The 24,126-nt window shown below is 57.1% G+C and carries 19 protein-coding genes; 13 read left to right on the top strand and 6 right to left on the bottom strand.

Going from position 1 to position 24,126, the window contains the following annotated elements; all coding sequences use genetic code 11:
* Nucleotides 1–21: 21 nt before the first annotated feature.
* From BN3002_RS09440 to BN3002_RS09475, 8 genes are all read left to right on the top strand, one after another.
* Nucleotides 22–1,380 (top strand): xylulokinase, encoded by a 1,359-nt coding sequence (locus tag BN3002_RS09440; protein WP_058237617.1) that lies wholly within the window; start codon nucleotides 22–24, stop codon nucleotides 1,378–1,380.
* Nucleotides 1,380–2,423 carry an NAD(P)-dependent alcohol dehydrogenase gene (locus BN3002_RS09445; RefSeq protein ID WP_058237618.1) on the top strand — a complete coding sequence of 348 codons (1,044 nt, stop codon included), beginning with the start codon at nucleotides 1,380–1,382 and terminating at the stop codon, nucleotides 2,421–2,423. Before BN3002_RS09440 ends, BN3002_RS09445 begins: the two co-directional genes overlap by 1 nt.
* Before the next feature lie 411 nt (nucleotides 2,424–2,834).
* Nucleotides 2,835–4,070, top strand: coding sequence for a sugar ABC transporter substrate-binding protein (locus BN3002_RS09450; RefSeq protein WP_082628633.1), 1,236 nt, complete (start codon nucleotides 2,835–2,837; stop codon nucleotides 4,068–4,070).
* Between the two features lie 69 nt (nucleotides 4,071–4,139).
* A complete protein-coding gene (locus BN3002_RS09455; protein WP_257525604.1) occupies nucleotides 4,140–5,039 on the top strand; it encodes a carbohydrate ABC transporter permease in 900 nt (299 codons plus the stop codon).
* A gap of 227 nt (nucleotides 5,040–5,266) precedes the next feature.
* Nucleotides 5,267–5,869 carry a carbohydrate ABC transporter permease gene (locus BN3002_RS09460; protein ID WP_257525605.1) on the top strand — a complete coding sequence of 201 codons (603 nt, stop codon included), beginning with the start codon at nucleotides 5,267–5,269 and terminating at the stop codon, nucleotides 5,867–5,869.
* A gap of 140 nt (nucleotides 5,870–6,009) precedes the next feature.
* Nucleotides 6,010–8,037 (top strand): glycoside hydrolase family 31 protein, encoded by a 2,028-nt coding sequence (locus tag BN3002_RS09465; RefSeq protein WP_058237622.1) that lies wholly within the window; start codon nucleotides 6,010–6,012, stop codon nucleotides 8,035–8,037.
* A gap of 169 nt (nucleotides 8,038–8,206) precedes the next feature.
* Nucleotides 8,207–8,668 (top strand): RidA family protein, encoded by a 462-nt coding sequence (locus BN3002_RS09470; RefSeq protein WP_058237623.1) that lies wholly within the window; start codon nucleotides 8,207–8,209, stop codon nucleotides 8,666–8,668.
* Between the two features lie 77 nt (nucleotides 8,669–8,745).
* Complete coding sequence (locus tag BN3002_RS09475) at nucleotides 8,746–9,810, top strand: NAD-dependent epimerase/dehydratase family protein (protein WP_058237624.1); 1,065 nt, start codon at nucleotides 8,746–8,748, stop codon at nucleotides 9,808–9,810.
* Between the two features lie 8 nt (nucleotides 9,811–9,818).
* On the opposite strand, the gene pntB is transcribed toward BN3002_RS09475, so the two are convergent.
* Nucleotides 9,819–11,273, bottom strand: a complete 1,455-nt coding sequence (pntB, locus tag BN3002_RS09480; RefSeq protein WP_082628704.1) for a Re/Si-specific NAD(P)(+) transhydrogenase subunit beta — start codon at nucleotides 11,271–11,273, stop codon at nucleotides 9,819–9,821.
* A gap of 51 nt (nucleotides 11,274–11,324) precedes the next feature.
* Entirely contained in the window at nucleotides 11,325–12,878 is a 1,554-nt protein-coding gene (locus tag BN3002_RS09485; RefSeq protein ID WP_058237626.1) for a Re/Si-specific NAD(P)(+) transhydrogenase subunit alpha, read from the bottom strand.
* A 206-nt stretch (nucleotides 12,879–13,084) separates the two neighbouring features.
* Between BN3002_RS09485 and BN3002_RS09490 the strand changes: the two genes are divergently transcribed.
* Nucleotides 13,085–13,570, top strand: a complete 486-nt coding sequence (locus BN3002_RS09490) for an SRPBCC domain-containing protein (RefSeq protein ID WP_058237627.1) — start codon at nucleotides 13,085–13,087, stop codon at nucleotides 13,568–13,570.
* Between the two features lie 55 nt (nucleotides 13,571–13,625).
* Here BN3002_RS09490 and BN3002_RS09495 read toward each other — a convergent pair whose 3' ends face one another.
* The 4 genes from BN3002_RS09495 to BN3002_RS09510 all read right to left on the bottom strand — a co-directional run bounded on the left by BN3002_RS09495 (nucleotide 13,626) and on the right by BN3002_RS09510 (nucleotide 18,673).
* Nucleotides 13,626–15,128 (bottom strand): glycoside hydrolase family 36 protein, encoded by a 1,503-nt coding sequence (locus BN3002_RS09495; RefSeq protein ID WP_193599988.1) that lies wholly within the window; start codon nucleotides 15,126–15,128, stop codon nucleotides 13,626–13,628.
* Nucleotides 15,129–15,359: 231 nt separating this feature from the next.
* Nucleotides 15,360–16,736 carry an ABC transporter substrate-binding protein gene (locus BN3002_RS09500; RefSeq protein ID WP_058237629.1) on the bottom strand — a complete coding sequence of 459 codons (1,377 nt, stop codon included), beginning with the start codon at nucleotides 16,734–16,736 and terminating at the stop codon, nucleotides 15,360–15,362.
* Nucleotides 16,737–16,794: 58 nt separating this feature from the next.
* A complete protein-coding gene (locus BN3002_RS09505) occupies nucleotides 16,795–17,739 on the bottom strand; it encodes a carbohydrate ABC transporter permease (protein ID WP_082628635.1) in 945 nt (314 codons plus the stop codon).
* 4 nt (nucleotides 17,740–17,743) lie between these two features.
* On the bottom strand, nucleotides 17,744–18,673 hold the full coding sequence (locus BN3002_RS09510) for a carbohydrate ABC transporter permease (protein WP_058237630.1): 930 nt from the start codon (nucleotides 18,671–18,673) through the stop codon (nucleotides 17,744–17,746).
* 95 nt (nucleotides 18,674–18,768) lie between these two features.
* On the opposite strand from BN3002_RS09510, the gene BN3002_RS09515 reads away from it, so the two are divergent.
* The 4 genes from BN3002_RS09515 (at nucleotide 18,769) to BN3002_RS09530 (ending at nucleotide 24,106) form a co-directional block, all read left to right on the top strand.
* Nucleotides 18,769–19,935, top strand: coding sequence for an ROK family protein (locus tag BN3002_RS09515; RefSeq protein WP_058237631.1), 1,167 nt, complete (start codon nucleotides 18,769–18,771; stop codon nucleotides 19,933–19,935).
* Nucleotides 19,936–20,114: 179 nt separating this feature from the next.
* A complete protein-coding gene (locus BN3002_RS09520) occupies nucleotides 20,115–20,711 on the top strand; it encodes an ECF transporter S component (protein WP_058237943.1) in 597 nt (198 codons plus the stop codon).
* Nucleotides 20,708–23,143 carry an ATP-binding cassette domain-containing protein gene (locus BN3002_RS09525; RefSeq protein WP_058237632.1) on the top strand — a complete coding sequence of 812 codons (2,436 nt, stop codon included), beginning with the start codon at nucleotides 20,708–20,710 and terminating at the stop codon, nucleotides 23,141–23,143. The genes BN3002_RS09520 and BN3002_RS09525 overlap by 4 nt, the downstream gene beginning before the upstream one ends.
* A gap of 102 nt (nucleotides 23,144–23,245) precedes the next feature.
* On the top strand, nucleotides 23,246–24,106 hold the full coding sequence (locus BN3002_RS09530; RefSeq protein WP_082628637.1) for a class I SAM-dependent methyltransferase: 861 nt from the start codon (nucleotides 23,246–23,248) through the stop codon (nucleotides 24,104–24,106).
* The last annotated feature ends 20 nt before the right edge of the window (nucleotides 24,107–24,126 follow it).

Genomic DNA, 24,126 nt, shown 5'->3' on the forward strand with positions numbered 1-24,126 from the left:
ACATGGAACAAGGAGCTGAACATGACGATGTATGGACCGTACGTTGCGGGCGTGGATACGTCGACCCAATCATGCAAAGTTGTCATCGTGGATGCCCTGCGCGGAACGGTCGTGCGGGAAGGTAAAGCGACGCACCCTGACGGCACGGAAGTGGACCCGCAGGCTTGGTGGGACGCGTTCAACGAGGCCGTCAAAGCAGCAGGTGGCCTGGAGGACGTGGTGGCGCTATCCGTGGGCGGACAGCAGCACGGCATGGTGTGCCTGGACAAAGATGGAGAAGTCATCCGACCCGCCCTGCTGTGGAACGACACGCGTTCAGCCGACGCTGCTCGTGACCTTATTGCCGAATACGGCGAGGGTGACGAGGAAGCCGGTGCCGCGTGGTGGGCTGATGCCACCGGATCAGTGCCCGTCGCCTCACTGACCGTGACGAAGCTGCGCTGGCTGGCAGACCACGAACCTGAGAACGCGCGCCGTATTGCAGCTATTTGCCTGCCGCACGACTGGCTGACGTGGAAAATCATGGGAACCGGTCGACTGGAGGATCTGCGCACGGACCGCTCCGATGCGTCGGGTACCGGTTACATGGACCGCGCTACGCCAACCTACCGCCGCGACATCCTTGCCCACGCGTTGCGCATCGACAAGGACGTCGCACGATCCATCATCTTGCCGAAAATCCTCGGACCATGGGACGTGGCCGGACGTGGTGATGAGTCGCGAGGCTGGGGTGAGATCATGCTGGGACCAGGGTGTGGAGACAATGCGGGGTCAGCGCTGGGTGTCGACCTCAAACCCGGTCAGGCTCTGCTGTCACTGGGCACATCCGGAGTTGTTGCCGCCGTGTCAGATCACCCGGTTGCTGACCATTCAGGACTGGTGACCGGTTTTGCCGACGCTACGGGAAACTGGCTGCCATTGGCGTGCACGCTCAATGCCTCGCGCATCATCGACGCAATGATGGCGGTGATCGATGCGGGTTACGACGAGTTTGATAATCTTGCCTTGAGTGTGGACGATGCCGCGGGATTGACTTTAGTGCCCTATTTCGAGGGCGAGCGCACCCCGAACCTGCCTGATGCTACGGCTGAGCTGAAGGGCATGACTCTGAAGAACTCGGATCGCGCTCACGTGGCGCGCGCAACGGTGGAAGGACTGCTGAACTTGATGAAGTTCGCTCTGGATGCGGTGCGCGCACTGGATGTGAAGCTCGAACACGTGGTCATGGTCGGCGGCGGAGCGAAATCGCGCGCCGTCCTCGAACTGGCCGAAGAATTCCTCGGCGCAACAGTTACGGTACCCAAGTCGGGAGAATACGTAGCGTTGGGCGCCGCCCGTCAAGCAGCGCGCGTGATGGAACGCGCAGGAAAGGCACAGTGATGACGCAGATTCCACAGACCATGAAAGCCAGCGTCCTGATTCGCCAGGGTCTCATTGAGATGGAGGAACGACCGGTGCCGACACCGGATGCGGACCAGGTGCTGATTCGCGTGGAGTCGGTGGGGGCGTGCGGCTCGGATGTGCACTACTACCACAAGGGCCGCATCGGTGACTTTGTGGTGAACGAGCCGATGATCCTGGGGCACGAAGCTTCCGGAGAGATTGTGGCCGTGGGCGATGACGTGGATCCGGCCCGCATTGGCCAGCGCGTTTCCATCGAGCCGCAACGGTGCTGCCGAGTGTGCGAATACTGCAAGCGCGGAGAATACAACCTGTGCCCCGATATCGAGTTCTACGCGACGCCGCCCATTGACGGAGCCTTTTGCGAATATGTCCTGATTCAGTCCGATTTCGCCTACGAGGTTCCCGACTCCATTTCGTGGGATGCGGCAGCCTTGATGGAACCCCTGAGCGTGGGTATTGCCGGAATCCGCAAAGCCCACGTGAAAGTGGGTGACCGCGTCTTTGTTGCCGGCGCAGGTCCGATCGGTGCGATCGTCATCCAGGTTGCGCGGGCATTTGGCGCTGCCGAGGTGGTCGTCAGTGATCCTGTTGAAGGTCGGCGCGATTTGGCACTGTCGCTGGGAGCAACCCAGGCTGTTGAGCCAGGTGACCCGGCACTAGATGGTCAACACTTTGACGCGTTCATTGACGCGACGGGCGTCACTGCAGCTGTGCAGGACGGCATCATGCGCCTGGCGTCTGGCGGCACCGCAGTGCTGATTGGTATGGGTGACGATGACATGTCACTGCCGGTTGGATTCATCACCGCGCACGAAATCAACGTGACCGGGATTTTCCGTTACAACAACACGTGGCCCACAGCCATCCACCTGGTAGCCAGTGGAGCGGTCGACCTGGATCGCCTGTGCACTGATCACTACGCCCTCGACGAAGCTGACCAGCCCATCATCAACAAGCCCGCGCCGACCACGCTGAAGTCGATCGTCCATCCCGGACAGATGACGCACAGCTCGCACTAAGAAGACCAGGGCGGAATGCCGGAGAGATCGACAGTCATGTTGAGGGCATTATGCAATGCATGTTTGCACGAACTAGCTCTGGGAACTTCAATTCACGAAAAAACTTTTGGGACCTACATATCTTTTGGTCCTTGGGGCTTGATTAGTCTGCAGGACACGGTTTAGGAGCGTATATGGGTGGCATTTTGTATTGACAACAATGTTTGTTTAGTTGTATTATTAATCAAAACCGAGATGCCAATGTGGGCATGATTGGAGGGCTCGATATTGAGTCGGAAGATGAGGTTTTAGCAGCACGATAGGCGTAGTGATCTGTGTACCGTGCGGATAATAATGCCGTGACACGGTCATGACTTCTAATGTTGCGATTTCATTTCGGTGAATATGTTCAAAGATGAGAAGGAAACTGCCATGAAAATGTCGCGTTACACCATCCCGTTGCTTGTGACAACGGGCCTATTGCTGACTGCCTGTGGAAGTGGAGGGCAAGGCAGCGTTAGTGGATCCTCGTCAGGTGATGCAGAGATCACGCTACGAACGGTCGACTATTACAATAACTCCCCGGATAAAGAGTTTTACCAAGAGGCACTTGATAATTGTGCGGCTCAAGTAGGGGTCAAGATAGAAAGGGAGATGATCCCGGGAGACAGCCTTATCTCCAAGGTCCTGCAGATGGCTTCCTCTAAGACTCTCCCTGATGTCTTGCAATTGGACAATCCTGATTTGGCGCAGATTGCAGAGACTGGAGCTTTAGCTGATCTATCCACCTTTGGGATTGAACCGGGCGAAAACGTAATTCCTGCAGTTAAGGATGCGGGTAGCTTTGATGGCGTGTTTTACGGCATGCAGCCCATCGCAAATTCATTGGCGTTGTTCTACAACGAAGAACTTCTCCAAAGTGCCGGAGTTGAGCCTCCAACAAATTGGAAGGAACTCGAGGAAGTAGCGGCCAAGCTTACTGACGGAAAGCAATATGGCATTGCGTTCGCAGCTCCTTCAAACTATGAGGGAACGTGGCAATTCCTGCCATTCATGTGGACTGCGGGCGGTGATGAGAAAGACATTGCGGGTGAAGGTGTTGTAAAGGCCTTGACTTTGTGGCGTGATCTAGTTCGAAATGGATCTGCATCGGCATCAGTAGTGAACTGGACTCAAGCTGACGTGAACGACCAATTCATGGCAGGGAATGCCGCCATGATGGTCAACGGTCCATGGCAAATCCCTCTGCTAAACGACTCAGGCATCAAGTGGAAGGCAGTTCCGATTCCTGTTCCGGAAGGACAGACGGAACCAGTGGCGCCTCTTGGTGGCGAAGTGTGGACCGTGCCGAACACCGGCGACAAACAAAAGCAGGAAAAGGCTGCCGAATTGGTCAAGTGCCTCAATAGTGACGAAGTTGAGAAGGACTTGTCCATTAAACGGTTTACAGTTCCTACAAATATGAGCCTCCAAGAGGGCTTCCTGAAGGAGTCTCCCGATATGGAAGCGTTCGTGGAGATGTGCAATGGAGCTCGAGCACGTACAGGTGAGCTAGGAACGAAATGGCCAGCAACGGCCACCGCAATTCATAACGCCATTCAAGAAGCGCTGGTAAACGGTAAGGAACCCTCCGAAGCCTTAGAGGGAGCCGCTGCTTCCCTGAAGTAATGGAAGCGATCTAAGAAAGACGAATTGGGGGAGATGCTCTCCTGTTAAGACAGAAACATAGGAATGGAAATGAATGAAAGTAAACTCGGGAATCGGCAAAAGCTGATAGGAGTGGTTTTTCTCGCGCCCGCAGTGATCTATATGTTGGCCTTCTATGGCTTTCCTATAGTCAAGAACTTTGTCATGAGCTTTCAGGACTATAGTCCCTCTACGTTTTACACAGGAGAGGCCCCGTTCGTTGCATTCGAAAACTACAAGGCGGTAATGGGGACGCCTCTTTTTGGAAAGGTTCTACTCAATACTGTCATTTTTACGGTAGGATCATTGTTCGGCCAATTCACAATTGGCTTGGCTTTGGCAATCTTCTTCAATAGAACCTTTAAAGGTGCGAAGGTCATGCGATCGCTTCTTCTCCTACCATGGCTTATTCCGATGATCGCTTCGTCTGCAATTTGGCGATGGATTTTGGATAAGGACTCGGGAGTTCTAAATAGGGCTCTTGAGAGTATTGGAATCACATCAGGTGATACAGGTTGGTTAACTTCTTCCTCTCTCGCACTGTTTTCCGTCATTTTGGTGAATATTTGGATAGGTATTCCATTTAATACAACAATTCTCTTCGGAGGTTTGCAAGATATTGATCAGGAATTATATGAAGCAGCAGCTATAGATGGAGCAAATGGTTTCCAGAGATTCCGCAAGATTACATGGCCACTTTTGCGTCCCGTAGTGAATGTAGTTTTGATTTTAGGAGTTGTATATACAGTCAAGGTTCTTGACCTCATTCTGGGATTAACGGGCGGTGGGCCTGCAAATGCCACCCAGACGTTAGCAACACAGTCTTACCGCCTCTCCTTTACGGAGTTCAATTTCGGACAGGGTGCAGCACTAAGTACGCTCCTAGTGGTTTTGTCGGTGATTTTCGCTGCGATATACCTTCGTGCAAATCGCAAGTCGAATCTTGATTGAGGGGCAAAGTGACAGTGATGAACTCTAAGAAAACGAGTTGGATAAGAACACTGATAGGAATTCTCATACTCCTCATCTTTCTGTTCCCAGTATATTGGATGATCAACATATCGCTCCAATCGGCAGGGTCGGCTGTGGTGAGCCCGATTTATCCAAAGTCTCCAACTTTCAGTGGATATCTAGCAGCTATTAGGGCACAGAGCGGACCCCTCCTAACAAGTCTGATTGTGGCAATTGGTGCTACTTTGGTTTCACTTATCATAGCGACACCAGCTGCATACGCTCTTGCGCGTTATCGCATTAAGGGGTCTTCGACGATTCTCCTGGTTATTTTACTTAGCCAGATGATTCCAACGATCGTTGTGGCGAATGCGCTGTATTCTGCTTATTCTGATCTTGGTCTTTTGAATACAGTGATCGGTCTTATCTTGGCTGACGCGTCCTTAGGAATCCCCTTCTCGATCCTGATCCTGCAGACATTTATGAAGAACATCCCGCAGGCGATCATTGAGGCTAGCTGGATCGATGGCGCGGGTGCTTTTCGGACGTTTGTCTCGATCGCATTGCCTATGTCTCGTAACGCTATTGTCACTGCTGGCTTGTTCTCTTTCCTATTTGCTTGGGGCGACTTCCTCTTTGCCTTGACGTTGACGACAAGTGAGGAGGTCCGTCCTATAACCCTGAGTTTGTATACGTATGTCGGCGCGTATGTCCAAGACTGGGGCATGGTTATGGCTACAGCCGTCCTGGCTTCACTTCCGGCGATTGTTCTGTTGGTTGTAGCTCAGCGGTTTGTCTCGGCCGGCGTTGCCGCAGGAAGTGTGAAGTAGGGGTAATGAAACTGGTTTGGGCGAATGGATGGAGTCGCGATTTCTAGAAAAAGGGATGAGGAGGGTAGTCGCTCTACGGTAGCGAAATTTGAAAGTTGACATGACCGCAATTCAGGAATAGTGAATGAAAGGAAAGAGCCTTGCAGCAGGCGTTTGAAAAAGACGGTCTAGGACTACGGTGGCGTGGTGACGGAACAACACTTTCAGTTCAGCCTTGGGGAAAGGACGCAGTCCGTGTGCGTTCACGACTCATGGCAGATGTCATCGAATCGAATTGGGCTCTGCTCGATCAACCTGAAGATCAGGAATCGAGCGTCGAACTCAAGGGCGATGAAGCTGTACTCGAGGTCGGATCGCTACGCGTCATCTTGCGCCAAACCGCGATGTGTGATGGAAAAGTTGGGTACGAGACTTTCCATTGCAGTATCAGTTTTGAGAAAACGGATGGAACACCATTACTGCGTGAAAGGGATCGGGGCGGGTCTCTGGACTTGAAGGCTCGCGATCTGCGTCCCGTTCTTGGCGGCGATATCTCCCTGACAATGTCGTTCGAGTCTCCAGAAGAAGAACATCTGTGGGGAATGGGCCAGTACCAAGAGGGTATCGGTGATCTCAAGGGAAGCACTCTTGAACTTGCTCATCGCAACTCCCAGGCGAGCGTTCCTTTTGTGATTTCCAGCAAGGGCTACGGCTTCTTGTGGCACAACCCTGCCATCGGGCAAGTAAGCTTCTCATCGAACGTAACTCAGTGGTCAGCAGAGCGCTGCGATCAACTCGACTACTGGATCACGGCTGGAGACAGCCCGCGGGAAATCAGTAAGGCATATGCCGCGGCAACCGGATTCGCTCCCATGATGCCAGAACACGGACTGGGGTTCTGGCAGTGCAAGCTCCGTTACTGGAACCAGGAGCAGCTCCTTGAAGTCGCGCGAGAACACAAGCGCCGTGGACTGCCCCTGGACGTCATCGTGATCGACTTTTTCCACTGGCCCCACATGGGAGATTATCGCTTCGAGGAGGAATTCTGGCCGGATCCTCAGGCAATGGTTGATGAACTCCATAGCATGGGCGTTGAGCTCATGGTTTCGGTGTGGACCCAGGTTGCGCACGCATCCGAGAACTGGGATGAGCTGAAGAAGAACAACCTGCTGGCACGGGCAGAACGTGGCCTAGATGTCCATATGGCGTTCCAGGGACCGAGCGCTTTCATTGACATGACCAATCCCGAGGCAAGAAAGTTCATCTGGGAGAAGTGCAAAGAAAATTACGGCAAGTACGGCATCAAGATTTTCTGGCTCGATGAGGCTGAGCCCGAATACGGTGCCTACGACTTCGATAACTACCGCTACAACGCTGGCCCCAACGTCAAGGTCGGAAATATCTATCCGCAGAACTACGCCAAAGCGTTCTACGACGGACTGGTTGAATCCGGCACTGACGACGTTGTTAACCTCTTGAGGTGCGCCTGGGCGGGCTCTCAGCGTTACGGTGCTCTTGTGTGGTCTGGTGACATTAGCTCAACATGGAAAGACCTGCGGTGCCAGGTTGCTGCGGGAATCCACATGGGTGCCGCAGGAATCCCGTGGTGGACCACCGACATTGGCGGCTTCCACGATGGTGTCATCACAGATCCGAAATTCAAGGAACTTCTCATCAGGTGGTTCCAGTTCGGAGCTTTCTGCCCGGTGATGAGGCTGCACGGTGACCGACGGCCAGTTGAAGAGGTCAGCGCCAAGGATGGCTCCTACAGACTGCCCAGCGGTGCTGAGAATGAACTCTGGAGCTTTGGAGACGACGTGTATGCCGTGCTTGAGAAGTATATTCATCTGCGCGAAAAGCTCCGCGACTACATGCGAGACGTCATGTTGGAAGCCCATGAAGAAGGACAACCTGTGATGAGAGGGCTCTTCCAGGAATTCCCGCTCGACGAGAAGTGCTGGTCCATTTCCGACCAGTACCTGCTAGGCGGAGACATCCTGGTCGCTCCAGTTCTGGAAGCCGCTGCAACCTCCCGATCGGTGTATCTGCCGGCCGGAGCTTCCTGGACTGACGCGTCAACGGGTGACAAGCACGAAGGCGGTCAGTCGATCGATGTCGAGTGCCCTCTGGACAAGATTCCTGTCTTCCTCCGAGACGACACGCATAGTGAACTAGTTGGCATGATCTAGTTCAACTGGGGTGGGTCGCGACCGCAAGGTTCGCGGCCCACCCTTTTTAATGCGACATGACAGGTGGATGCGCCAGGTTGAGACATCTCGCGCTGCTGCATGGCTTTTCTCGAACCAAAATGGTCAAATGAACCTAGCTAGATGAACAGCTCGAACTAAGGGGATCACAATGGAATCGGTGAGCGCGCGACTGTCGCAGGCAGGATACGAACTTCCGGAAGTTGCAGCACCGGTTGCGGCCTATGTTCCGGCAGTTGAAGACCGCGGAGTGATTCGCACATCAGGCCAGCTGCCATTGGAGAACGGTGAGCTTTCCTGCATTGGTGCAGTCGGAGAGGACGGCGCAGACCCAGACGATGCTTACGAGGCAGCCCGCATCTGCGCGCTCAACGCGCTTGCGGCAGCAGCAAGCGTCGCCGGAGACGTCGATTGCCTGGCACGCGTCGTCAAAGTCACCGGTTTTGTATCTTCCCGCCCAAGCTTCACCGGCCAGGCTGGTGTTCTGAACGGGGCCTCTGACTTCTTCCAGGACATCTTCGGAACGCCTCACGCACGTTCTGCCGTCGGCGTAGCCGCATTGCCGCTCAACGCGTCAGTCGAGGTGGAAGTCGAGTTCGCTCTGAATAACTGAACCCAACCCACACGTCTTCCCGCCCAGGACGCCCCCTCGGTGTCAACGCGCACTAAGGTGAGAAAAGGGGGATAGCGATGCACACGAATGCCACTGAATACCCACGCATTTTAGTCACAGGTTCCAGCGGATATGTGGGAAGCAACCTCGTGCCCGCTTTGGAAGCACGAGGTTATGCCGTGCGTTGTTTCGATCAGGTGGCACCTGCCAGTGGTACGCGGGGCGCCCTCGTTCATGATGGTGTGTGCAGTGCGCAGCGAGAGTATGTCACCGGATCAGTGTTGGAACCCGCCCAGGTGGATGAGGCGATGCGCGGCGTTGATGGTGTCATTCACCTGGCGGCCGCCATCACCTTGAAGAAACGTGACCCGCAGGCATGGAGGTTGAATTCGGCTGGACCCGGAGTCGTGGCCAGGTCGGCGCTGAAACACCACATCCGAATGGTTCACTGCTCGTCCGTGCATGCCCTCGACAATGCGACTAAAGGGGTCATCACTGAAAAGTCGCCGCCTGCCGGGCCTGACCGCCCGCTGTATGACCGCTCAAAGGCGGCAGGAAATCGAGCGGTGCGTCGACAGATCGCGCGTGGACTGGACGCGGTGGTGTGTATGCCGACCGGAATTATTGGGCCGACCGACCCGACACAGTCGCGCGTCAACGAAATCATTTTGGATGCTGCACGAGGCCGGGTACCTGCGGTCGTGGCTGGCGGCTTCGACTGGGTGGATGTACGCGATGTTGCCGGAGGGCTGATCGACGCCTTTGAGAAGGGCCAAACCTCGCAGCAGTACTTGTTGCCTGGCGTTCGAGCATCCATGTCGACACTGGTGCGAATCGCTTCCGCGCTCGCAGGACATTCGGGGCGTGCGGTGCCGGTATTTCCGTTGCGGTGGGTGGACTGGCTGGCTCCCGTGGGCGAAAAAATCGGATCGTGGGTCAATTCGGATATTTTCACATCGGCATCGCTGGGTGCCCTTGAGGATCTGCCACACGTTTCAGGCGCGAAAGCGCGCAACGAATGGGACTATCAGCCTCGGTCGCTGGCAGTGACCATTCGCGACTTGCTTGTCGACGTGGGAATCGACGTGGTGGATGATCCCGGTGCCATGGTGGAGATGCGCCGCGATCTTGCCGAGGTGTAGCGTACGAGCTAGTTCAACGCAGAAATGATTGCTTCGACTGAGGCTTTGGCATCACCGAAGAGCATGTGCGTGTTGTCCTTGAAGAACAACGGGTTCTGTACACCCGCATAGCCGGTCGCCATTGAACGTTTGAAGACGATGACATCGTGTGCGTCCCACACCTTTAGCACCGGCATTCCCGCAATCGGGGAGCCGGGCTGCTCGGCGGCAGGATTCACCGTGTCATTCGCGCCGATGACGAGGACGACGTCAACATCACCGAAATCATCGTTGACCTCATCCATTTCCATCACGATGTCGTAGGGAACCTTGGCTTCAGCCAGCAGCACGTTCATATGACCGGGCAGGCGACCTGCAACAGGGTGAATACCGAAGCGGACATCCACACCCGCCTCGCGCAGTCGCTTCGTCAGGTCCGCGACTGGATACTGTGCCTGAGCCACTGCCATGCCGTACCCGGGAGTGATCATGACGTGCTGCGCATCCGTCAACATCTCGGCGACACGCGCAGCGTCAATCTCGCGATATTCGCCTGTTTCGTCCGAGGCTGACGCAGTCGCACCTGTCGATCCGAAACCGCCCAGGATGACGGAGATGAACGAACGGTTCATCGCCTTGCACATGATGTAGGACAGGTACGCGCCGGAGGAGCCGACAAGCGCGCCAGTGATAATGAGCAGATCATTGTTGAGCATGAAGCCGGCCGCTGCCGCAGCCCACCCGGAATACGAGTTCAGCATGGACACGACAACGGGCATGTCTCCGCCGCCGATCGCGGCCACCAGGTGCACACCCAGTGCCAGCGCGATGAGAGTCATAATGATTAACGCTGCAATGCCAACTCCGGTGAAACCGTCCTGACGCACGAACAGTACCATCAGGATGAGGCAGACGACGATGGCAGCAAGGTTGATCCAGTTGCGCCCCGGAAGCATCAACGGTGCGCCCGAAATCTTCGCGGACAATTTGAGGTACGCGATGATTGAGCCGGTCAAGGTGACGGCACCGATGAAGATGCCCAGGAACACTTCACCGAGGTGGAATCCTCCCAGCAGAAGCGCATTGGCGTCGGGTGCCAGGTAGGAATTGAACCCCACCAGCACTGCTGCCAGGCCGACAAATGAGTGCAGCAATGCGATCAGTTCCGGCATGCCGGTCATCTGAACGTTGCGTGCCTTCCAGATGCCGATCACTGCGCCGATACTCATTGCCAGCGCAATCAGGATCGCGGTGACGACCACCCCGCGTGCCGGCTGCGACGTGAGAGCCAGGACTATGGTGGCGACCAGCGCAATCGCCATGCCGATGATGCCTGAATTGTTGCCACGTTGAGCCGTCTCATGACGGGACAGTCCGGCCAGCGCCAGGATGAAGAATATGGCGGCAACAATGTAGGCGAAAACAACGAAGTGTGAGACGAAGCCACCGGACAGGAGGTCGGCACCCGGAATATCAGCTGACATGAGGTCCTGGGAAAACGGTGTGACAAGGTTGGTGAACACGGTAAATCTGCCTCAGTCTTTCTTGAACATCGCGAGCATGCGGTGGGTGACTGTGAAGCCGCCGAAAATGTTGATCGACGCGACGAGTATGGCGGCAAAGGAAATGATCGTGACCAAAACGTTCGACGATCCGATCTGAAGCAGAGCGCCGACCAGGATGATGCCGGAAATCGCGTTCGTCACCGACATGAGCGGCGTATGCAACGAGTGCGTCACGTTCGTAATGACGTAGAACCCGACAACCACTGCAAGCGCCAGCACGATGTAATGGCTGGAGACCATCAGCGGTGACGTCAAAATCAACAGGGCGGCCAAGGCTATCGCCACGACAATTCCGATCACGCGGTTACGCTTATGGGACGCTTCCTTTCGTGACTCATCAGCCGCTCTGGCAGCGACTGCCGCCGGGTCTTCGCGCGGAGTCGGAGCAGGAGCAGGAGCCGCCGACACGTTGACCGGCGGCGGTGGCCACATCACGTCGCCCTCGTGCGTCACAGTGATGGAGCGAATGATCTCATCATCCATGTCCAGCGTGAGCTGACCATCCTTGTCGGGCGTGGCCAGACGCAGCAGATTCACAATGTTTTGCCCGTACAGCTGGGAGGATTGTGCTGGGAGTCTGCCCGCCAGGTCGGTCAGGCCGATAATGGTGACGCCACCTTCGGTTCGCACAATTTCCCCGGGTGACGTCAGTTCACAGTTACCGCCGTTGGCAGCTGCCATATCCACAATCACGCTGCCCGGACGCATCGCATCAATCGCGTCGGCACTGAGCAGGCGCGGAGCGGCACGCCCCGGAATGTTTGCTGTCGTGATGACAATGTCGGAGCAGGCAGCCTGTTCGGCGTACAGTATTTCAGCTGCGCGCGCCTGATCAGCGTCCATCTCCTTGGCATAACCGTCACTGGATTCCTGACGGCCCACCGGGATCGGAACGAATGTGGCTCCCATCGATTCAACCTGTTCGCCCACCTCGGGACGCACGTCGGTTGCGTAGACTTCAGCGCCCATGGAGTTGGCGGTGCCGATCGCTGCCAGACCGGCAACTCCCGCACCAATCACATAGATACGTGCCGGCGGCATTTTCCCGGCCGCGGTGACCTGACCGGTGAAGAGGCGGCCAAACTGATGAGCGGCCTCAACGACGGCTCGATATCCGGCAACATTGGCTTGGGAGGACAGGACATCCATCGCCTGAGCACGGGAAATTCTCGGCACGGTGTCCATAGCCAGCGCGGTGATGTTCGCCCTCGCCAATTCGTCGAGCAGTTCGGGGTGGCGCGCGGGTGCCAGGCGGGAAATCAGTGTTGCGCCCGACTGCATCGCCGCGATCTGCTCGCTTGTGGGGGCGTCGAGAGTGAGGACAATGTCGGCTCCCCACGCACCGCGGTCATCGACGAGGGTGGCTCCCGCATCTTCGAATAATGAATCAGGAAATTGAGCGGTTTGCCCAGCGCCTCGTTGTACGCACACGTCGAAACCCAGTTTCTTTAGCTTGGTGACGGTGTCAGGGGTGGCTGCGACAAGTGGCTGATCAGCATTGCTGGCTGGTACTCCGACGAGCACACGTACTCCTTTGTTCAAGCAGCGACTGTGCGATGCTCGTGGCACGCGCACAGAAAGGTGTTGTGAAGAAGGCACAGCGCAAAGTTGAGCGTTGCGCCGCATTCACGTCTTTATCGTATAGGTGGAAACCGTCATGCGCCGCATCTTTGATCTGCTAATGCGTCAAAAGCTGGAAAGTCGTGGTGGGCAACGATTACCGTTAAGACATGAATTACTTCGACGACGATGACGAATCAATGGACAAGGTGGACAACCTCGACGCGGTTGAAGCAGACATTTCAATTGCAGCGGACCTCGAATCCGTATGGAAAGCGGTCAGCGAGCCGGGCTGGTGGGTCAACGACGGGCCATTCGGCGACCATGAATTTGAGCGCGGCGAGGATGGCCTGTACCGTATCGAAGATCCGGATGCCGGTGCATGGCTGATCGAAAAGGAAGATGAAGATCCGATGGATCTCATTTCCTTCCGGTGGTACCCGCTGGCAGGGGACGAATTCCCTGAAGAACGCACCACGCGCGTGGAAGTATCACTGTCCGAGAAGGACGGCCAGGTACAGGTGCACGTCGAGGAATCAGATATTACATCCGTCAGCGATGACGAGGCTGAAGTGCGCCAGGCATGGGAAGACGCGCAGGGCACGTGGGATGTTGTCCTGCCGGCACTGAAGGCCTACCTGGAAGGTGCAGCCTGAGGCTGTGCCGCTGCGCCGCACACGAACTCAGTGCGCACCGCAGCGATGTTGGTACCTACTTGACGAGCAGGCGGTCGCTGATTCGCCCCTCCGGGTCAATCCACGGTTGAAAGTCGACGGCGCGCCCGTTGATGGTGAATGTGAACCGTCCTGTTTGCTGCACGTCGAGTTGATCAGCACCTGAGCGGCTGGCCACCTGGCAGAATTCCCGTATCTGCTGGCGTTCCGAATCTGTCAGCCAGCTATCTGGGTCAGAACATGAATGAACACCCATGACATGCCCGAGGTCCCGGGTGACGGCGTTGACCTGGTCAGAAAGCAGGGAGCCGCGTGTTCGCACGAATGCGACATCGGGATCTGGTGCCACCAGCGAGGTCAACCAGTATCGAGACAGCGCATTACGCAGCGCATTTCTGACGGCCGGACCACTTGGATCACGATGGCGTTCGGTGTTGTCCCAGTAGGGAGCCGTGTCGGGTCCCACTCGCATTCCATCAATCAGCCCTATAGACGATCCAATCAAAGCGCCAGACCCCATGATGTAGACATCTGGCACAGCTTGGCGAATCGTACGCAGACCCTGGCGGTAGGCTTCCTCTCGATCACAGTCCTGGTAACGGACTCCGGGGATGGCGGCACCATTGAGGAAATCGAGTTTGAAGTAGGTGAATCCCCAGCCGTGTGCGCGTTTCATGACGTTCGTCAGCCACTGCTGGGCACCGGGATGTGTGGTGTCGAGTCCGAAGTATGGTTCGCCCCAGTTATATCCGGCGTGAGCCAGTGTGCCATCGGCGTTATGAATGAAGTATTCGGGGTGTTCGCGTACGATCGGGGCACTGCTGCGGGCAATGAACGGCGCCATCCACAGACCCGGCCGCATGCCGGCGTTGTGAATGAGGGTGGCACAGTGGTCCATTCCGTGTTCAAAATCTGTGTTCGCCTGCCAGTCGCCAACTGTTTTCTCCCAGCCGTCGTCAATCTGCAGCACGCGATAGCCAGCTGCCTGCGCGTGCGGCACTTCGGTTTCAATAGTGTGTTCGGTGATTTCTTCGAACCAGGAGTACCACGATGACCACACAGGTCCGCAGTCCTGACGTGAATGAAATTCTGGAATCGAATCAGCCAGAGCGCGTGCATATGCGGCGAAGATTTCGCGTTCTTCCCCTATGCCGATCCACCAGGTCAGCTCGCTGTTGTCGTGCTCTGGATCCAGCGGGGCAGATGCGACCTGCTGACCGGTCACGGTGAAGACGCCGGTGCGGCCTCCCAGTGTTCCGACCACGATGACGCGATGCGTTGACGAGTCGACTGTCCACGCTGTCAGCAGGTAGGAGCGGTGGTCAGTTGTTGAATCGGTGGCGGGATCTTCCGCCGTCAGGAGGCGTTCGTCGTTGTCCCACACGCGCCACGGTTCGCGATCGGTGTACCACCATGCTGTCGGCGACCAGGAGTTGATGCCGTGGCGGTAAAACTCACTGATGGAGTGGCCATCAACGTCAATCCTCAGCGTGTCAGCGCGCAGCTGTGCTCCGGTGACACTGAGTTCGAGGGGTGACATGGATGGTGCGTTGAGGACGCAGGAAGTGGTGGTGGTTTTGAGACGCAAATGCATGGGAGTGCTTTCGGATGGCGAAGAAAGTGAGAAGGGGCAGGGAGTGCTGGAGGTAGGAGGAGACTGCAGGAGGGCAGGGTGACGTGGCAGTGGCAAGGTGCCGCCCGCAGATTGCGGGCGGCGGGCGGCACCTGGTGTTGCTGAGCGTATGCAGCTCAGCAGTGGTATCTGGTCCGACTATTGATCTGCAAGGATGCCGTTGATCGTGTCGTTCAGCTTCGGCAGAGCTTCAGCTGGGTCAACGCTTCCGCGCTCGATCTGTTCGATGACGGTGTCTGCCTCACTGTTGATTTCATCAGCCTTGAAGGTGATGGGGTAGTACGACAGTGATGACGGATCCTTTGTGATGTCAATGTATGCGGAGACATCCACTCCGTTGGCTTCGTGAGCCTTGGCAGCTGCTTCAGACTGCGACGTGATGGACGGGAAGACCACTGCTTCCTTGGCGATGACGGACTGGCAGTCTTCCGATGTCAGGTACTGAACCCACTGGAATGCCTGATCCTTGTGAGTGGAGGATGCCATGATCGATGGTGCAATGCCGTTGATGATGGTCTTGCGGCCTTCTGGTCCCTTCGGCAGCGGTGCGAACTTGAAATCGCCTGCCTCGGAGTTTGCCCAGGTGTTGATGCGCCATGAGCCGTCTGGGATCAGGGCAGCTTTGTTCTGCTCCATCATCGGTTCGAGGCCGAGGTTGCCGGCCTGTTCAAGCGGAGTGACGTAGCCTGCTTCAATCTGCTTCTGCCACCAGGTGAGAGCCTCGATCAGTTTGGGATCGTTCATCTGGTACTGAGTGCCGAACGGGTTCTTGTCGAGGTATTGGAAGCCGTTTGAGAGCGCCAGCCATGACCATGGGCCCTGGCCGACAACGCCGCCACCGCTTTCAAGTCCCCATCCGTATGTGGCAACTTTGGTCTTGTCAAAGTCGGCCTCGTCGCCACGCACACCATTTTCGTCGATGGTCAGATGAGCGATGAGTTTGCCGAATGAACCGCCGTCCTGCGGGTTCCAGTCCAGGTCCTTCAGGGATTCGGGATCAATCCCGGCGTCTTCAACATCTTTGGCGTTGTACACCAGTGCGATTGTGTCCCAGTCCTGCGGAATGCCGAAGGTCTTGCCGTCGTAATCCCACAGGGAGGCAAGGTTGCCGGTGTACTGGCTCATGTCGATCTGTGCCTTGTCAATGTACGGCTTGAGATCCTCGAGGGCGCCCTTGGATGCGAGCTCCGGGTAGTGCGCAACGTGGTTTGTGATCACATCGGGAGCTGTTCCTGAGGAAATGGCAACTGACAGGTTCTGCCAGTAGTCATCCCAGCCTTTCTGGTCAATGGTGACCTTGATGCCGGTCTTCTCCGTAAAGTCGGCTGCGCACTTTTCGTATGCCGGCTTCTGGTTTGGATCCCACAGGCTGTAGGTGATTCCCTGTGAATCCGATTCGCCGGACATGCCGGCTGCACCGGAGGTACCTTCGTCTGTCAGTTCGGCAGGTGTGCAGGCGCTCAGTGCCAGTGCGGCCATTGCTGCCGCACATGTTGAGGCGACTACTTTCTTCATCATCTTCTCCTTTGAAATTGTGTTGGAAAAAATTTTGCGGAACGTCAAAAGGTTTGTGTTACTTAGCGGACGTCAGACCGATTGATCCGACAAGCTTGCGACCCAGCAGGATGAGCACCAGCAGCATCGGAAGAGTCTGCAGGGTGGCAGCAGCCATCAGCCCGGCCCAGTCGGGGCGCGTGGAAGGCGATGCCTGCTGGAAAACGGCCAGCGCAACGTTAAGCAGTCGTACTGCGTGCTTTTGTGCGACCAGTTGCGGCCACAGATACTCATTCCATGCGAAGACCGCCTGGATGATGGCGATCGTGGTCAGGGGTGCGGATGCCATTGGCGCGATGATCTGGACGAATGTACGCCAGTGCCCGGCACCATCCAGCGTTGCCGCCTCTTCAACTTCACGCGGAATGGACAGGAAGAACTGGCGCAGGAAGAAGATCGCGAACGGGCTGATGAAGAAATAGGGTGCCAGCAGGCCGGTGAACGTGTTGAGCAGACCGGCGTTCTTGATCAGGATGAAGTTGGGCAGCACGATGAAGATTGGTGGAATCATCATGCCGGTCAGGAACAGGGCGAACAGCGCGTTTTGGAAGGGGAAACGCAGGCGTGAAAATGCGTATGCCGCCATCGCGGAGGTCGTGACCTGGCCAACCACCAGCAGAGCCGTGAAAATTACGGAGTTACGCAGGTAGAGCCAGAAGTACATGGTTGCTCCGGATCCGCCTGCAGCGAGGTCCTCTTTTGGTGTTGCCAGACCGAGGACGCGTTTGAAGTTGATCCACGTTGATTGCTGTGGAATCAGTGAGTAGTCGCCGTTGAAGATCTGCGCATTTGGGGTGAACGCCGTGCGGATCATCCACACGAACGGCACCAGTGTAATGAAGAGCAGGATAATCAGGGCGATCCATCCGGCAACGAGACCCGGGCGAATGGGGCGGCGATTCTTCTTCGCAGCCCTGCTGGCCTGCGTGTCAGTGTGATCAGCTTTTCGAGACAGTGACGTCATGACTTCACCCCAGATCCGTTTCGGTTGCGCGGGTGACGCGCAGCTGAACCAGCGTCATCAGCAAGATGATGAGCAGCAGCACCACAGCCATGGCTGCTGCGTATCCCATCTGGCCTTGCTGGAACGCTTTTTCGTAGATGTAGAAGTAGATCACGCGCGTCGAGTTAACAGGTCCGCCTTTCGTTGCCACGGCCACGGTGTCAAAGATCTGGAATGACCCGATGGTGGAGACCACCACGACCATGACCAGAATGGGTCGGATCAGCGGCAGTGTGATGGAGAAGAATGTGCGCCATGTGGAGGAACCGTCAATTTCAGCAGCCTCGTACACCATGGTCGGAATGATCTGCATGCCCGCGAATATCAGTAACGCGGTGTAGCCCATATTGCGCCACGAATTGACGAGGGCGACGGTGTAGATCGCGATGTCAGGGTTAGAGTAGAAAGCGATCGGACCGACATTGAGATAGGACAGCATGTGGTTGAGCAGTCCAACGTTGGGATCGAGGACGAACAAGGTGATCACTGCGATCGTCACGTTGGGAACAAGCCAGGGGACGAGCAGCAGGGATCGGATCAGGGTTGAATGCGAGATCCGCTGCATCAGGGTGGCGATAGCCAGGCCCAGAGCTGTCTGCGTGGAAATATTGACGACCACGTAGATCGCGGTCACGACCAGTGCATGACCGAAGTGATGGTCGCCGATGAGTTTGCGGTAGTTGTCAAAACCGACCCAATGAGGCGTGCTGATCATGTCCCAGTCGGTGAACGAAATCTGCAGGCCGCGGATCATGGGCCACAGGTAGAACAGCAGGAAGCCGAAAATGGCAGGTGCCAGGAATACGAGCGCAACCGGAACATCGCGCAGTTTGCGTGAATGCCGGTGCGTCTGTGCGGGTGAATGCGCGCCCTTGCTTTGTACAGTAGTGCTCATGAGGTCCTTCGTCTTTGAGCCCTCGACGGGTTGAACAGTTACTATTATTAGGTTACTTTCTTTAATAAGTCAATGTGATGGAGAGAGAGTCGTGTATGCCTGCTCCTAAACGCCTTCAGCGGCGCGCGAATATGGCGCGTGTTTTGCGTTACTGCCTTGAGAGTCCGCGCACTCTCAGCGACATTGCTCAGCAGTGCAGCATCACCCGCCCCGCAGCGGAATCAGTTGTCAGCGACCTCGCGGATCTGGGATGGATTACCGAGGTCGCCCCTCCGCAGGGATTCACATCATTGGGACGCCCCGCAGCGTTCTACGGAATGGCTACCGATGCCGGCCACGTCCTTTCCCTCGATATTGGAGCCCACCACATCACTGCGATGTCTGCTGATCTTTCAGGCAAAATCCTGGATGAACGAAGCATCAACATTGATGAAGACTGCTCTGCCGATACGCGTATCGACGTAGCTGTTGACCTGACGAACGAGGTGCGCGAACACACCACCTGTGGGACAGCATGGACCTGCGCTGTCGCTTCGCCAGGGGTTCAGCATGATGGACGTGTGGTCTACTTCGGGGGTGAAGGCATGCCCGGTTGGCAGGGACTGGCACTTGATCAGATTTTCAGCGACAGACTTGGTGTGCGCGTGCGAACAGCTGGAGACTGTGCGCTGGGTGCCCGTGGCGAATCCTGGAAAGGCGCTGCCAGCCAGTATTCCGATGTCGTCTTTATCCTGGCGGGGCGTCGTACCGGTGCTGCGAGTGTCATCGACGGTCGTGTGCGTGAAGGCCTCATGGGCAGCGCCGGTCTGATTGGTGAACTCCCGTGCATTCGCTGGAAAGACCTTGAATCGGAAACATTCGTGTCGCACCGATTTGCGGGCCGTACACCCACGCGAGAAGAGCTGTTCGAAGGAGCCCTGGTCGCTCATGACGGTGACGCTGATTACCAAGGCGCAATAGCTGAATACGCACACATTCTTGCGCAGGGAACTGCTGCGATGATTCTTGCTATTGCTCCGCAATGCGTGGTGATCGGCGGGCAGTTTGCGCGATACGCGTCCCTGTTTTACGACCAACTAGTTGACGACCTCACCGACCTATGTCCTTTCATGCCCCATGTCGCAGCCTCCACACTGGGCAGACGCGCCGTCGCATTGGGAGGAATTCGACTCGGCCTTGATGACATTTTTGACCAGATCACTCGTCTCGTCACGCACGCCGACTATTTTCCGTCAATTTCGCCGAATACGCTGTGGAAGTAACTCAACAGAGCCAGCACGTACTATACTCACGTTTACTGCCACGGGAGCCCAGTTGTGCTGGGTTGAGAGGAGGGGGAACAAGGCCCCTCGACCGTTGAACCTGATCCGGGTTAAAACCGGCGAAGGAAGGCTCTCTTCTCGTGCGCGTCTTCAAGGTCATACACGAGAAAGAGGACACGATGACTGACCAGAAGCCGCGCCTGAGCTGGCGCGTTGTTGATTTTGTGACAGCTGCAATCCTCGCGGTAGCCTGCGGCTGCATTTTCCTGCTGTGGAACCAGCCCGGTGATTTATGGACCAAAGCGATGGATGCCCTCACCCCGGGTCTGGGCGGAATCGCCGTTGGAATCTGGCTGATTGGCGGTGTTCTGGGTGGCCTCATCATCCGCAAACCCGGTGCCGCACTGTTCGTTGAACTCCTGGCAGCATGTATGTCCGCAGCTCTGGGATCACAATGGGGCATCGGCGCGGTGTATTCAGGCATCGTGCAGGGACTCGGAGCTGAACTGATCCTCCTGATTGTTCTGTACCGCCGCTTCACATTGCCGATCGGCATTCTGACCGGTATGGGTTCAGCTCTGGGTGCATTCGTCTGGGAATTCATCGCCTACAACCACGCCAAAGGCGCACTGTTCAACGTCACGTACTTCATCACCACGCAGATCTCCGGCGCATTGCTGGCAGGCCTGCTCGGATGGTTCATCGTGCGCGGACTGGCTCAGACCGGCGCGCTTGACCGTTTCGCAGCTGGACGCGAGCGCCACGAACTCGTATGAGTCCGGAGGCAACTACCCGCGTGGATATCGGAGCCTCCGTTCACATCGACAGATGGGGATGGCGGCACGCCGGTAGACGCGCATGGGCACTGAATCAGATCACCCTCGACATCAGGCCTGGCGAACACGTCCTCGTACTGGGGGCATCCGGGTCCGGCAAGTCAACACTGCTGTGCGGTATTGCCGGCGTACTCGGAGGTGACGACGAGGGTGAATCTCGCGGCACACTCACTGTCGACGGAGCTCGCCCGGAACAAATGCGTGGCTCCATCGGTCTGGTTATGCAGGACCCGGAAGCACAGGTCGTGCTGGCGCGAGCCGGTGACGACGTCGCATTCGGATGCGAGAACCTGGCGGTGGAGCGTGATGAAATCTGGCAGCGCGTCGACCAGTCGCTGCACACTGTGAACCTGGATATTCCGTTGGACTATCCAACATCAAAACTATCCGGTGGGCAGAAACAGCGTCTTGCACTGGCAAGCGTGCTCGCCATGGATCCGCGCCTGCTGCTCCTGGATGAGCCGACGGCCAATCTGGATCCGCAGGGCGTTCAGCAGGTCCGCAACGCGACCCGCGCAGTACTGGAACGTACCGGTGCCACAGCGATCATCATCGAGCACCGCGTTGACGTGTGGATGGAGCTGATTGACCGCGTCATCGTGGTGATCGACGGCGCAATCGGTGCTGACGGCACCGTGCAGGAAGTCCTGCATGACCAGGCTGATTACCTGCGTGAATGCGGGATCTGGCTGCCTGGTGACGAAGAAGCGGTGATCGGTGACAGTCGGCGTGACGTACGCAATCAGCATACTGACAGCATCGTGAGTGGCAGCCAGGATGATCCGGTCGCCACCAACACGGATGCCATCACTGTCAGTGACCTGGCCATCGGATACGACCCGGATCATCCGATTCGGCGCGACATTTCGATGCGTATTCCGCAGGGCAAATGCACCTGCATTGTCGGCGGAAACGGGTTGGGAAAGACAACACTGGCTTTGACGATGGCCGGCCTGCTCAAGCCGCTTGACGGCATGGTGCGAATCGATCCGACGCCCCCTGCAGCATCGGATAAGACGTCCGCGTCCGGTAAGACTCCCGAACGGACAGCTTCACGCCGCCCGGAATGCGCCGACCCGTACGAATGGCGCTCGCGAGACTTGGTCGGACGATTGTCCATGGTCTTCCAGGAACCCGAATACCAGTTTGTGTGCCGTACTGTTCAAGAAGAGCTCGAACTCGGGCCGACACTGGCGAAGCTGAAGGACGATCAGCGCGACGAACTGGTCAAGCGTTTCCTGAAAGCTCTGAAACTTGAGCACCTTGCTCGCGCGAATCCCATGACACTGTCCGGTGGAGAAAAACGCCGCCTGTCGGTGGCGACCGCGCTGATCAGCGCGCCGGACATTGTGATCGCCGATGAGCCGACCTTCGGACAGGACCGGTCCACATGGGTCGAACTGGTGGCACTGCTGCGCTCAGTGGTCGATGCCGGCACCACGCTCGTGGCGATCACGCACGACCACTCATTTGTTGAAGCAATGGCGGACAACGTCATTGATCTGAGCGAAGTTGGAACCGACGCACGCACAGATCCGGCATCTGCCGGTGGTAGTGAGAGCACAGATGGCGTGGACGCCCTCGGCAATGAGGGGCATTCGTGTGCATACAAGCGAGGCGCATTGCTCAAGAAGGTCAACCCGGTGACGCAGGTGCTGGGAATCGCTGCAATGACGACCCCGCTGATCGCTTCCATTGACACAGTCAGTGCAGGCATTGCGCTGATCTGTGAACTGCTGCTGCTCCCACTGGTGGGAATCAGTGCGAAACAGATAGCAGTGAGAATGATCCCGGTCATCATCGCCGCACCGCTGGCGTCTGTGTCAATGCTCCTGTACGCCGACCCGGGTGGAACGCTGTACTGGCACTGGGGGCCGATGGCGATCAGTGACCGCTCCATCGCGTTGGCAGCAGGAATATTCCTTCGTATCATCGCCGTCGCAATGCCGGCGATCGTTGTGTTCTCTCACATCGATCCGACTGACATGGCAGATGGACTCGGACAGATACTGCACCTGCCGGCACGCCCCGTCCTGGCATCCCTGGCAGGTGTCCGTATGGCCGGACTCATGATGGCCGACTGGAAAGCGCTCATGCAGGCTCGACGCATGCGCGGCCTCGGTGACGCCAACAGGTTCATCGCGTTCTTCCAGGGAGCGTTCGCACTGCTCGTCTTTGCGCTGCGCCGCTCCGCCAAACTGTCGGTGACGATGGAAGCACGAGGATTCGGTGCAGATACGCGGCGCACTTGGGCGCGCCCCTCCACAGTCAGCTGGGCGGACATGGTCTTCATGGTGCTGTGCATCGTGATCCCGGTGATCGCACTGACCACAGCAATCCGTTTCGGCTGTTTCGAATCAATCGGCACCTGAACAGGAACGAAGACAGACGAGCCGGCCGCAGGTACCTCACTGGGTACAGCGCCGGCTCGTCTGTCTGTCTGCGGCGCATCACCCATGCAGTAGGCTGACTGAGTGCCGACTTCCCATATTGCCAAAACTGACGACGTCAACCCTTTCGAGCGTGCCACGTCCTCGTATGGGCACATCCGCCCCGGATACCCGGCTGCAGCGGTCGACACACTGATCGGTGCCTGCGAGGCGAGCGGCCTGCAGACCGAGTCGCCAGTGCGTATCGCAGACATCGGTGCCGGCACAGGAAAAATGACGTTCGCACTGGCACGGCGTGAAGTCGATGTTGTTGCCGTTGAACCGGCCCGGGCAATGCGCGATCAACTCACCGGCGTTCTTCATGGGCATGACGTCGCCGACAATTCGGCCATGAACGAGGGCGACCCAGCTGCGGATGGAACACCATGGCATCAGGCGCACTCAGGGCTTATCCGCGTGATTGATGGAACCGGGGAGCGGACCACATTGCCGGATCGAAGTGTCGACGGTGCAGTATTTGCACAGTCGTGGCACTGGGTCGATGCGCATGAGGCGAGCGCCGAGCTGGCGCGAATTGTTCGACCTGGCGGCGTGGTGGCAGCAGTGTTCAACCAGATGGATGTGCGGATGCCGTGGGTGCACCGCCTGACACGGATCATGCGTTCGGGCGACGTGCACCGGCCCGACAAACCACCCAGGTGGGACCCGCCGATCACACCGGCGACGCTGCATACCTGCAGGTGGATGCACGTCTTACTGCCCGAACAGGTGATGGAACTGGCACGCACCCGCTCCTCGTACCTGCGGGCGAGCACGGCCATGCGCAAACGCATGCAACGCAACCTGCACTGGTACCTGTACGAACACCTGCGCTACGAAAGCGACCAGTGGGTGTCCATCCCTGTCGTCACGATGACGTGGATTGCGCGCAACGGACTCAACTAAAGTGTGCCGGCAGCTTTAAC

Source organism: Actinomyces ihuae, assembly GCF_001457875.1.
GTDB lineage: Bacteria > Actinomycetota > Actinomycetes > Actinomycetales > Actinomycetaceae > Pauljensenia > Pauljensenia radingae_A.